This is a genomic window from Kribbia dieselivorans NBRC 106261 (assembly GCF_001552435.1).
In the GTDB taxonomy this organism is placed as follows: domain Bacteria; phylum Actinomycetota; class Actinomycetes; order Actinomycetales; family Dermatophilaceae; genus Kribbia; species Kribbia dieselivorans.
The window spans coordinates 1-12,026 of record NZ_BCRE01000028.1; the positions used below are offsets into that span (position 1 = coordinate 1).

Annotated in this window: 11 protein-coding genes and 1 tRNA gene; 9 read left to right on the top strand and 3 right to left on the bottom strand. The window is 70.1% G+C overall.

From position 1 onward, the window contains the following. The 3 genes from KD1_RS02580 to KD1_RS02590 form a co-directional block, all read right to left on the bottom strand. Positions 1-241: 2-oxoglutarate dehydrogenase E1 subunit family protein (locus KD1_RS02580; protein ID WP_245627246.1), on the bottom strand; the 241-nt coding region annotated here is incomplete at its 3' end. Between the two features lie 134 nt (positions 242-375). Beyond that, on the bottom strand, positions 376-1,215 hold the full coding sequence (locus KD1_RS02585; RefSeq protein ID WP_068397110.1) for an ABC transporter permease subunit: 840 nt from the start codon (positions 1,213-1,215) through the stop codon (positions 376-378). Next, complete coding sequence (locus tag KD1_RS02590) at positions 1,212-2,144, bottom strand: ATP-binding cassette domain-containing protein (RefSeq protein ID WP_068397113.1); 933 nt, start codon at positions 2,142-2,144, stop codon at positions 1,212-1,214. Before KD1_RS02590 ends, KD1_RS02585 begins: the two co-directional genes overlap by 4 nt. Before the next feature lie 56 nt (positions 2,145-2,200). Between KD1_RS02590 and KD1_RS02595 the strand changes: the two genes are divergently transcribed. The 9 genes from KD1_RS02595 to KD1_RS02635 form a co-directional block, all read left to right on the top strand. Continuing rightward, positions 2,201-3,568, top strand: a complete 1,368-nt coding sequence (locus KD1_RS02595; protein WP_083541970.1) for a hemolysin family protein — start codon at positions 2,201-2,203, stop codon at positions 3,566-3,568. Beyond that, positions 3,565-4,599 (top strand): hemolysin family protein, encoded by a 1,035-nt coding sequence (locus KD1_RS02600; protein ID WP_068397116.1) that lies wholly within the window; start codon positions 3,565-3,567, stop codon positions 4,597-4,599. Before KD1_RS02595 ends, KD1_RS02600 begins: the two co-directional genes overlap by 4 nt. A 104-nt stretch (positions 4,600-4,703) precedes the next feature. Continuing rightward, positions 4,704-4,775 (top strand) — tRNA-Arg (locus KD1_RS02605). A gap of 155 nt (positions 4,776-4,930) precedes the next feature. Next, positions 4,931-6,586 carry an arginine--tRNA ligase gene (gene argS / locus KD1_RS02610; RefSeq protein WP_068397119.1) on the top strand — a complete coding sequence of 552 codons (1,656 nt, stop codon included), beginning with the start codon at positions 4,931-4,933 and terminating at the stop codon, positions 6,584-6,586. A 25-nt stretch (positions 6,587-6,611) separates the two neighbouring features. Then, entirely contained in the window at positions 6,612-8,069 is a 1,458-nt protein-coding gene (gene lysA / locus KD1_RS02615) for a diaminopimelate decarboxylase (RefSeq protein WP_068397131.1), read from the top strand. After that, the gene (locus KD1_RS02620; protein ID WP_068397122.1) at positions 8,066-9,400 is read left to right on the top strand and encodes a homoserine dehydrogenase; all 1,335 of its coding nucleotides are present in this window, start codon (positions 8,066-8,068) and stop codon (positions 9,398-9,400) included. Before lysA ends, KD1_RS02620 begins: the two co-directional genes overlap by 4 nt. Positions 9,401-9,403: 3 nt before the next feature. After that, positions 9,404-10,498 (top strand): threonine synthase, encoded by a 1,095-nt coding sequence (gene thrC / locus KD1_RS02625; RefSeq protein WP_068397125.1) that lies wholly within the window; start codon positions 9,404-9,406, stop codon positions 10,496-10,498. A gap of 31 nt (positions 10,499-10,529) precedes the next feature. Further along, entirely contained in the window at positions 10,530-11,474 is a 945-nt protein-coding gene (thrB, locus tag KD1_RS02630; RefSeq protein ID WP_306307004.1) for a homoserine kinase, read from the top strand. A gap of 284 nt (positions 11,475-11,758) precedes the next feature. After that, positions 11,759-12,026, top strand: a 268-nt coding sequence (locus tag KD1_RS02635; RefSeq protein ID WP_174521087.1) for a Rho termination factor N-terminal domain-containing protein, incomplete at its 3' end; no start/stop codon positions are given.

A 12,026-nucleotide genomic window follows, 5' to 3' on the forward strand; every position in this document is an offset into this window, starting at 1 on the left:
CAGCGGGCGCAGGCTTCGCAGCGGGCGCGGGAGCAGGCGTCGCAGCGGGGGCGGGAGCAGCCGCCGCAGCCGCCGGGGCAGCGCCGTTCTCGGCCTTGCCCTTGTACTCCGCGAAGAACGGCCACCACGCCTTGTCCACGAGGTTCTTGTCGGTGAGGTACTGCTCGTACAGCTCATCGACGAGCCACTCATTGGGCCCGAAGGCGGTGAGGGGGTTGTTGCTTGCGGGGTGGTCTGGCACGACGGCTGCGCCTCTTTCGCTGTCTGTCGACGGTGGGGCCATCCACGTCGGTGTGGACATACGAGGGTAAGCGTAGTCCTCCGATGTGACGAGTCTCGCAGAGCACCCCGGTTATGGACGAACCTCCAGCCCGCTCACGAGATGTCGCGGCGCGAGTCGAGCCACGCGCCGACGACGGTCATGACCGCGGCGTAGCCGAGCAGCACCAGGGCCGCCACCCACCACTGATCGAACGCGTACTGTGCCGCGGTCTGCGTGGTGTCGCCCGGCGCGCCGTCGGGCAGGTCGGCGACCGTCAGCATGTTCAGCGACAGGTTCCCCGGGAGCAGCTTGTAGGCCAGGGCCCACTCCCGCCACGCCAGGATCGGGTTGAGCACGATCTGCGCCAGGAAGGCGACGCCGATCCCGATCGTCACCGCCGCCATCTGGGCCCGCAGCAGGAGCCCGAACCCCAGGCCGAGCAGAGTCCACAGCACCATGGCCAACACGAGGGAGGCGAACGAGATCCACACGTCCGCGCTGCCGAGGAAGAACGGCAGATCCTTGGGAATCAACGTCAGGCTCGCCCCGCCCACGCCGGCGATGATGTGGACCACGCCGTACAGCGCTCCGAAGATCACCGAGACGACGACCTTGCTCGCGTACACCTGCCGGCGGCGCGGAGTGGCCAGCACCGTCCATGACATGGTCTTGTGCCGGAACTCCGCGGTGATCAGGACGATGCCCAACGCCAGGGGGAGCAGCAACGTCAACCCGATGAGGCTGACTCCGCCGTGGTACGAGGTGATCGCGAGATAGTCCGACCAGGGAATCGCCACGGAGTTTCCCTCCGTGTCGGTCAACAGCGTCGACTGGAAGAGCGCCGCGGTCGCCCACGACAGCAGGAACGACAGGGCAGCGATGGCGATGAGCAGACCCCACCACAACCGTGTCGAGAGCACCTTGCGGAGCTCGGAGCGGATCGCGCCGATCATGCGCTCGCCTCCGAGCGGTGGAGTTCGTTGCGGTTGGGTCCCTCGGTCATGGCGAAGAACGACTCCTCGAGGTCGGTGTGGCGTGATTCGAGGCGCCAGATGGGCAGCCCCGCGCGCAGGGCGACGTCGCCGACCAGCCGCAGATCTCCGGTCTCGGCGATGAGCGAGCCTGAAGGTTCGGGGTGGGTGATGACATCGGCCACGCGCAGCGCCGCGGCCAGCGCGTCGATGTCGGAGGTCTCGATGACGCACGTCGGGGTGCCACGCAGCTCCTCGATCGTGCTCGCGGTGATCAGGCGCCCGTTGTTGATGATGACGACATCGTCGGCGGTCTGTTCCATCTCGGCCAGCTGGTGGCTCGAGATCAGGACCGTGCGCCCCTCCGAGGCGAGGAAACGCGTGAACCCGCGCACCCAGCGGATGCCCTCGGGGTCAAGGCCGTTGGCCGGTTCGTCGAGCAGCAGCACCGCCGGGTCGCCGAGGAGCGCGGTGGCCAGGGCGAGACGCTGACGCATCCCCATCGAGTAGCCCGCAGTGCGTTTGCGTGCGGCGGCCGGGATGCCGACGAGGTCGAGCAGGTCGTCGACCCGCCGCTCACCGATGCCGTGGGTGGCTGCGACGACGCGCAGGTGGTCGCGGCCGGTGCGCGCCGGGTGGAAGTCGGTGGCCTCCAGCGCGGCGCCGACGACGGTCAGCGGGCTCTTCAGGCTGCGGTACGTCTGGCCGCCGATCAGGGCCTGACCGGCGGTGGCGCGGACCAGCCCGAGCAGGATCCGCATCGTCGTCGTCTTGCCCGATCCGTTCGGCCCGAGGAACCCGGTGACCCGGCCCGGTTGCGCCGTGAACGACAGATCCTCCACCGCGGTGAAGGAGCCGAAGCGTTTCGTCAGCCCCCGCACCTGAAGTTCCAGACCTGGTGTGGTCGGCATGACGGCCCTTCCGCTCGATTGTCCTGTCGGTGCCACACTCTAGACTTGGCGCCCTGATGACCGAATGGCTACTGCTCGCCCTGTCCATCGTCCTGACCGCCGGCACCGCGCTGTTCGTCGCAGCCGAGTTCTCCCTGGTGGCCCTGGACCGACCCTCCGTGCAGAAGGCCGTCGACGACGGCAACACCAAGGCCAAGCCGGTGCTGGGGTCCCTCGGCCGACTCTCCACGCTGCTCTCCGTCAGCCAGGTCGGGATCACCCTGACCACGCTGATCCTCGGTTACGTCGCCAACCCCTCGATCGGTGCCCTGCTCACCCCGGTGCTGACGTGGGTCGGTGTGCCGCCGTCGGCCGCCGGGCCGACCGCCGCGGTGCTCGCGATGATCATCGCCACCGTCTTCTCGATGATCCTCGGTGAGATGGTGCCGAAGACCCTGGCCGTCTCCGCTCCGCTGGCCACCGGCATTGCCGTCGTGCGCCCGATGCGGGTCTTCGAGATCCTCTTTCGCCCGCTGATCGTCGTGCTCAACGGGTCGGCCAACTGGTTCCTGCGCCGCATCGGGATCGAGCCGGCCGAGGAGCTCTCGGCAGCCCGCAGCCCGGCCGAGTTGGCCTCGCTCGTGCGCACCTCCGCCGAGGCCGGCACGCTGGAGCCGAGTACGGCCCGGTTGGTGACCCGGTCGCTCGGTTTCGGTGAGCAGACCGCGCAGGATGTCATGACCCCGCGCTCCCGGGCGAGTGCGATCGAACGCACCGCCACGGCCGCCGACGTGCTCGCGCTGGCCCGCGCCACCGGGCACTCGCGGTTCCCGGTCATCGGTGAGGACTGGGACGACGTCGACGGGGTCGTGCATGTCAAGAAGGCCATGGGCGTGCCCTTCGAGCGCCGCGGCGATGTCAAGGTCTCGGGGCTGATGGTCGACGTCGAGATGGTCCCCGAGACGTTGCGCCTCGACCCGCTGATGAAGAAGCTGCGCGACGGGGCCGGGTTGCAGTTGGCCATCGTCGTCGACGAATACGGCGGCACCAGCGGTGTCGTCACCCTCGAGGACCTCGTCGAGGAGATCGTCGGGGACGTCTCCGACGAGCACGATCGCGCCCAGTCCACCGGGCGACGGCTGGCCGGCGGAGCGTGGACCGTGCCGGGGCTCTGGCGCCCGGACGAGGTGCGCGAACGGGTCGGGGCGAGGGTGCCCGAGGGTTCGGCCTACGAGACCGTCGCCGGATTCGTCATGGCCCGGCTGGGGCGCGTGCCGGCGGTCGGTGACGCGGTGACGATCGACGGGTGGCGCCTGACGGTGACCACCATGGACGGCCTGCGGGTCGACCGCCTGCGTTTCACGCCGATCGGGTCGACGACGGCGTCGACCCCCATGACGGACTCGGCCGATGGCACCGCCGCAACCCGTGAGGTGGCCCCATGAGTGCCTGGGTGGTCGTCGTCACGATCCTGCTGCTGCTCATCAACGCGTTCTTCGTCGGAGCCGAGTTCGCGGCCATGTCCGCGCGACGCTCGCAACTCGAGCCCTTGGCCCAGGCGGGGGATGCCAAGGCCAAGGTGGCGATGGAGGCCCTGCAGCACACCGGCCTGCTGCTCGCGACCTGCCAGCTCGGCATCACCGTCGCCTCGGTGCTCCTGGGTGCCATCTCCGAGGCCGCGCTGCACCACGCCCTGGAACCGGTGATGGCGCGGATCGGGGTGCCGCACGCGTTCACCGACGTCACCGCGCTCGTGCTGGCCATCGCGATCGTCGTGTACCTGCACGTCGTCGTCGGCGAGATGATCCCGAAGAACATCTCGATCTCCGCTCCGGAGAAGGCAGCGCGGATGTTGGTGCCGCCGTTGGTGCAGGTCGCGAAGGTGGCTGGGCCGATCATCCAGGTCATGGATCGCGTGTCGAAGGCCCTCGTGCGCGCGCTGGGCGTCGAGCCCAAGGACGAGGTCTCGTCGGCCTTCACCGCTGCCGAGGTCGCGCACATCGTCGACGAGTCGCACCGCGAGGGTCTCGTGGGCGGCGAGCAGGTGGGGCTGCTGGGGTCGGCGCTGGAGTTCAGCGAGAAGAACGCCTCGGACGTCGGCGTGCCGCTGAGTGACCTCGTGACCGTGCCGGTCGGCGCCAGGCCGATCGACATCGAGCACCTCGTCGCCAAGCACGGCTTCTCGCGGTACCCGGTCATGAACGGCTCGGGCGAGATGTTCGGCTACCTCCACCTCAAGGACGTGCTCTACGCGGACGAGACCGAACGGCACGAGTCGGTGCCGGCCAAGCGGGTGCGGCTGATGACGACGGTGCGCCCCAGTGACGAGGTCGAGACCGTGCTCGCCACGATGCAGGAGAGCAGTACGCACGTGGCCCGCGTCATCGACGAGGCCGGCGAGACGACCGGCGTGGTCTTCCTCGAGGACCTCATCGAGGAGTTGGTGGGCGAGGTCGAGGACGCGACCCAACGCTGATCCGGCTCGGCGGTCGATCTCGCGACCACCGGATGCGGGGATTCGCGGGTGGGGCTGCTAATGTTGGCCCTCGTCCTCGTGCCGGGTGACCAGCGCGAGGGCATGCCCCCGTAGCTCAGGGGATAGAGCACCGCCCTCCGGAGGCGGGAGCGTAGGTTCGAATCCTACCGGGGGCACATGGCCCGTCAGGCGCAGCATCGTTCTCGGTGCTGCGCCTGCGGCGTTCCCGCGGTTCGAGGTATGACCGACCGCTCCAACGGTCGGCAATACCTCGAACCACGGGGTGTGGCCCCGAACGGAGCAGTGCTCGCGGAGCCATAGACTTGCGCGGGTGACCCCCGAAGAACTTTCCGCCGCCATCCGTGCTGCCCTCGTCGACGCCGTCGGCGCGGGTGACATGACCGTCGAGGTCCCCGACGAGGTGCGAGTGGAGCGCCCGAAGAACCGCGACCACGGCGACTGGGCCACCAACATCGCCCTGCAACTGGCCAAGAAGGCCGGGATGAACCCGCGGGAGTTCGCGACCGTGCTCGCCTCCCGTCTGCAGCAGGCCGAGGGCATCGCCGCCGTCGACATTGCCGGCCCGGGCTTCCTCAACATCACCCTCGACGCGGCCTCCGCCGGTGAACTCGCCCGCACGATCGTCGAGACCGGAGCGCAGTACGGCCGCAACGACGCCCTCGTCGGCCACACGATCAACCTCGAGTTCGTCTCCGGCAACCCGACCGGTCCGTTGCACATCGGCCACACCCGCTGGGCCGCGCTCGGTGACGCGCTGCGTCGCCTCCTGGCCGCCTCCGGCGCGGACGTGACGGCCGAGTACTACATCAACGACGCCGGCGCGCAGATGGACAAGTTCGGCGCCTCGATCATCGCCAAGGCCAAGGGCGAGGAGGTGCCCGAGGGCGGCTATCCCGGTGAGTACGTCGACGAGCTCGCCGCCGCCGCCCTGGCCGAGCGCCCCGACCTGCTCGAGTTCGACGCGACCGACCGCACCGCCGCCGTCGCGTGGGCGCGCGAGTTCGGGTACCGGACGCAGATGCAGCAGATCCGCGACACCCTGGACGCCTTCGGAGTCCACTTCGACGTGTGGTTCTCCGAGAAGACCCTCCACGAGTCCGGCGCGGTCGAGCAGGCCGTCGAGCGCCTGCGCGAGCAGGGCCACGTCTTCGACGCCGACGGCGCGATCTGGTTGCGCACCACGACGTTCGGTGACGACAAGGACCGCGTGCTCGTGCGCAGCGACGGCGTGCCCACCTACTTCGCCGCCGACGCCGCCTACTACCTGAGCAAGAAGGATCGCGGTTTCCCCGAGAAGGTCTACATGCTCGGCGCCGACCACCACGGCTACGTCGGCCGGCTCAAGGCCATCGCGGCGTGCGCCGGTGACGACCCCGAGGTGAACATCGAGGTCCTCATCGGTCAGCTCATCTCCATCGCCGGTCAGCGCATGGGCAAGCGGCGGGGCAACGCGCTGTACCTGACCGACCTCATCGAGTGGATCGGCTCCGACGCCGTGCGCTACTCCCTGGCGCGGTTCCCGGCCGACAGCCCGCTCTCCCTCGATGGCGAGGAGATGCGCAAGCAGACGAACGACAATCCGGTCTTCTACGTGCAGTACGCCCACGCCCGCACGTGCAACGTCGCCCGCCTCGCGGGGGAGGACGGCGTGCACCCCGCCGACGGTTTCGACCCGTCGCTGCTCGCCGACGAGACCGAGTCGGCGCTGCTGGCGATCCTCGGTGACTACCCCCGCGTCGTCGCCCAGGCCGCGAAACTGCGCGAACCGCACCGCGTCGCCCGCTACCTCGAGGATCTCGCCGGCCGCTTCCACAAGTGGTACGACACCTGCCGCGTGCGACCGATGAACGCCGACGAGGCCATCACCGACCTGCACCGCACGCGGCTGTGGCTCAACGACGCCACGCGCCAGGTGCTCGCCAACGGACTCGATCTGCTCGGCGTCTCGGCGCCCGAGCGGATGTGACGGGAGAACACTGATGGCCACGAACATGCGCGCCCACGAGGCCGGAGTCGTCCACGCCGACGGGTACGGCGCGGCTCCGCAATGGTTGCCGTACCCCACCGACGTCATGGAACTGCTGCCCGAACTGTGGGCCCAGACCGTCACCCGTGACGCGGCCGGGCACCTGACCGTCGGCGGCGTCGCCGTCACCGACCTCGCCACGGAGTTCGGTACGGCCGCCTACGTGTTGGACGAGGCCGATTTCCGGGCCCGGGCCGGCGCGTTCCGCGACGCGTTCGCCGAGGCGTTCACACCGGTCTCCGGTGGTGCGGACGTGTACTACGCCGGCAAGGCGTTCCTGTGCACCGAGGTCGCCCGGTGGATCGCCGACGAGGGCCTGGGCCTGGACACGTGCTCGCTGGGGGAGATGACGGTCGCGCGCCGCGGCGGCATGGACCCGGCCAAGGTCGGGCTGCACGGCAACAACAAGTCCGATACGGAGCTCCGTTACGCCCTCGAATGGGGCATCGGCCGGATCATCATCGACTCGCTCGAGGAGATCGACCGCCTGATCGTCATCGCCCGTGAGCTCGGCGTCGTCGCCCGGGTCATGGTGCGCGTCACCGTCGGTGTCGAGGCCCACACCCACGAGTTCATCGCCACCGCCCACGAGGACCAGAAGTTCGGTCTCTCCCTGGCCGGCGGGCGCGCCAAGGAGGCCATCGACGCGATCCTCGCCGCGCCCGACGCGCTCGAACTCCTCGGCCTGCACAGCCACATCGGTTCGCAGATCTTCGATGTCTCGGGCTTCGAGATCTCCGCGCGTCGCCTCATCGACCTGCACACCCAGGTCGCCGACGAGCACGGCGTGCAGATGCCCGAACTCGACCTCGGCGGCGGTTACGGCATCGCCTACACCTCCGAGCACGACCCGCTCACCCCGGCCCGACTCGCCTCCGGCATGGCCGCGCTCGTCGGAGCCGAGTTCGCCGCCCGCAACGCCACCCGCCCGGTGCCCCTGGACGTGCCGCGCGTCTCGATCGAACCCGGCCGCGCCATCGTCGGGCCGGCGATGTTCACCCTCTACGAGGTGGGCACCGTCAAGGACGTCGAGGTCGACCACAACGCCTCGCGTACCTACGTGTCGGTCGACGGCGGCATGAGCGACAACATCCGCACGGCCCTGTACGGCGCCGACTACTCGTGCACGCTGGCCTCGCGTCGCTCCTCCGCCGGGCCGCGCCTGACCCGCGTCGTCGGCAAGCACTGCGAGAGTGGCGACATCGTCGTCATGGACGAGTACCTGCCGGCCGACCTGACCCGCGGTGACCTCATCGCCGTCCCCGGTACCGGCGCCTACTGCCGATCCATGGCCAGCCAGTACAACCACGTCCCCCGCCCGCCGGTCATCGCCGTGCGGGATGGTCGAGCCCGGGTCATCGTCCGCCGCGAAAGCGTCGATGACATCCTTGCCCTCGACGTCGTTGAAGGAGAACACCCGTGAGCCAGCCCGCCGTGACCCCGATCCGCGTGGCCCTGCTGGGCGCCGGCGTCGTCGGGTCGTCCGTGGCCCGCCTGCTGACCGAGCAGGCCGACCACTTCGCCGCGCGTGTCGGCGCTCCGTTGGAGATCGTCGGGATCGCGGTGCGCCGCACCGGGGTCGACCGCTCCGACGTGCCCGTCGACCCGGCGCTGTTCACCACCGACGCCGAGGAACTCGTCACCCGCGCCGACATCGTCATCGAGGTCATTGGGGGCATCGACCCGGCCCGCAGGCTGATCCTGCGCGCGATGGAGCACGGCGCGAGTGTGGTCTCGGCGAACAAGGCCCTCCTGGCCGAGGACGGCCCGGCGCTGTACGAGGCCGCCGACGCGAACGGCGTCGACCTGTACTACGAGGCGGCGGTGGCCGGGGCCATTCCGATCCTGCGCCCGATCCGCGAGTCGCTGGCCGGTGACGAGATCACCAAGGTGCTCGGCATCGTCAACGGCACGACGAACTTCATCCTCGACAAGATGGACACGACCGGAGCGGGGATGAACGAGACGGTCGCGGAGGCGCAGGCGTTGGGGTACGCCGAGGCCGATCCGACCGCCGATGTCGAGGGCTTCGACGCCGCCGCCAAGGCTGCGCTCCTCGCGTCGTTGGCGTTCCACACCCGCGTCTCGAGCGCCGACGTCTTCCGCGAGGGCATCTCCGAGGTGTCCTCGGCCGATGTGCTCTCGGCGAAGGAGATGGACTGCGTCGTCAAGCTCCTGGCGATCTGTGAGCGCACCACCGACGGTGACACCGAGGGTGTCACCGTGCGGGTGCACCCGGCGATGGTGCCGCGATCCCACCCGCTGGCGTCGGTGCGCGAGGCATACAACGCCGTGTTCGTCGAGGCGACCTCGGCGGGGGAGTTGATGTTCTACGGCAAGGGCGCGGGCGGCGATCCGACTGCCTCGGCCGTGCTCGGTGACGTCATCGCCGCCGCCCGCCACCGCGTCGCCGGGGGCCGCGGACCGGGGGAGTCGGCCTATGCCGCGCTGCCCGTCTTCGACATGGGCAAGGCCCAGACGCGCTACCACATCCGCCTCGACGTCGCCGATCGTCCGGGCGTGCTGGCCCAGGTGGCCGCCGCGTTCGCCGACAACGGAGTCTCGATCGAGACGGTGCGCCAACAGGTCGTGCCCGACGACGAGGACGCCACCGCCAACGGCGTGGCCCGCGCCTACCTCGTCGTCGTCACGCACACCGCCACCGACGCCGCCCTGTCGGCGACCGTCGATGCACTGACCGACCTGGACACGGTCAACGAGGTCACCTCTGTCATGCGAGTCGAAGGAGTCTGAACCATGGCCCACCAGTGGACCGGCGTCATCCGCGAGTACGCCGACCGACTGCCGATGCTGGCCGGAGCGCCGATCGTCACGTTGCATGAGGGCGGCACCCCGCTCATCGAGGCCGAGAAGCTCTCCGAGCGCGTCGGAGCGCGGGTGTTGATCAAGTACGAAGGCCTCAACCCGACCGGGTCGTTCAAGGACCGCGGGATGACGACGGCGATCTCCATGGCCGCCAAGCACGGGGCCAAGGCCGTCATCTGTGCCTCGACCGGCAACACGTCGGCCTCGGCGGCGGCCTACGCGGTCAAGGCGGGCATGACCTGTGCCGTGCTCGTGCCGGACGGCAAGATCGCCATGGGCAAGCTGTCGCAGGCGATTGCCCACGGAGCGACGCTCCTGCAGGTCGACGGCAACTTCGACGACTGCCTCGACGTGGCGCGCAAGCTCGCCGAGACCTACCCGGTCGAGCTCGTGAACTCCGTCAACCCGGCGCGGATCGAAGGGCAGAAGACGGCGTCGTTCGAGATTGTCGACGCCCTCGGTGACGCCCCCGACATCCACTGTCTGCCGGTCGGCAACGCCGGTAACATCACCGCCTACTGGCGCGGGTACCGCGAGTACGCCCAGCCATTCGCCGGGGTCTCGGGCGAACTCGCCCCGGTGTCGACGAAGCTCCCGCAGATGTGGGGATTCCAGGCGGCCGGCTCGGCGCCGATCGTGCTGGGCCACCCGGTGACACACCCGGAGACGATCGCCACGGCGATCCGCATCGGCAACCCGGCGTCGTGGCAGCAGGCCGAGGAGGCGCGTGACACCTCGGGTGGTCGCATCGAGGCCGTGACGGACGACGAGATCCTCGCCGCGCACCGCCTCCTGTCGTCGACCGAGGGGATCTTCGTCGAGCCAGCGTCGGCCGCGTCGGTCGCCGGGCTGCTCAAGAACCACGAGGCCGACAACGTGCCCGCCGGCGCGACGATCGTGTGCACCGTGACCGGGCACGGGCTCAAGGACCCGCAGTGGGCGCTGCGCACCGCCGACGGTGGCGAGGTCCAGCCGACCCGCGTGCCGGTGGACGCGTACGCGATCGCCACCGAGCTGGGGCTGTAGTCGGATGACGTGGTGGCGGCCCGGGACGGCGGTGCAGACCGCGGTCCCGGCCAGCAGCGCCAACCTCGGGCCGGGCTTCGACTCGATCGGGTTGGCCCTGGGCTTCTGGGATGAGTGCACGGTCACCATCGCGTCGGAGGCCGGGCTGGTCATCGAGGTCGAGGGTGAGGGTGCCGCGGACGTTCCGCGCGACGAGTCCCACCTCGTATGGCGGTCGATGGTCGCCACGTGGGGGTGGCTCGGCGCGCCGGTGCCCGACGGGGTGAACCTGTTCTGCCGCAACGGGATTCGGCACGGACGTGGGCTCGGGTCGTCGGCCGCAGCGATCGTCAGCGGAGTCGTCGCGGCGCAGGGGCTGTGGGCCGCGGCGCAGGGGTTGGACGCGGGCGCGGTCGATCGGGCCGTGACCAACGACATCGCCGCGTGGCTGGAGGGGCACCCGGACAATTCCTCCGCGAGCGTGTACGGCGGGCTCACGTTGTCGTGGGCCGATGACGCTCGCGCTGAGGCGGATTCGGTCGGTGGTGACGCGGCACACCCACGAACCCGAACCGCCACCGTGCCGCTGCATCCGGATCTCGAGGCGGTCGCGCTCATCCCGGAGCGCACGCTGTCGACCGCGACGGCGCGCTCGGTGCTGCCGCCGGAGGTGCGGTTGCGCGACGCAGCCTCGAACTCGGGCCGCGCGGCGCTGCTCGTGCACGCCGTCAGTCACGACCCGTCGCTGCTGCTGCCGGCCACCCGGGAGTGGCTGCACCAGGAGCCGCGGCGCGCGTCGTACGGCGGGTCGATGGAGCTCGTCGACGACTTGCGGGCGGCCGGGCACGCGGCGGTGATCTCTGGGGCGGGGCCGACCGTATTGGTGCTGACCACCCGCGACGCGGTCGAGGCGGTGCGAGCCCTGGCGCCCGACGGCTGGGGCGCGCAGGTGCCCGGTGTGCCGACGAGCGGAGCGCGGGTCGGTCAGGTCGGCTGAGCGTCCACCGCTGAACGCCGTGCGTGTCGCTGATGTCGGGAGACGCGACATCGGGTGGTACAGTGAGGGCACGCTCGCGTTTTGATGGCATCTGCATCGTTCTCGCAGGTGTTGCCCAACTTTGGTTGTGTCCTCCATCGCGTCGCGTGTGCTCCGCCACCCCCTTTGCCATCGCGAGTCGCCATCGGCAAGCACGGGCTGGGTTCTGGGTGGCTTCATCTGACCGTTCCATACGGGCGTCCCTGCTTTCGGCATACGCAATCTGACGAGGGGAAGGATCCTTCGTGACCGACACCACCACCGCCGCACCGGCGACGCGCCGTCCTGGCTCGCTGAGCGCACTGCGGCTGGCCGAGCTCCAGGCTCTGGCCACCTCCATGGGCATCACCGGCACCGGCAAGATGCGCAAGAGCGACCTCATCACCGCCATCAAGGCCCAGCAGTCGGGCGACGTCGTCCCGGCGCGCACGGCTGCGGCGGAGCCGGTTCCGGCCGAGGCGTCCGCGCCCGCCACCAAGGCTGCCGCTGCCCCGCGCGCCACCGACGCCCCGG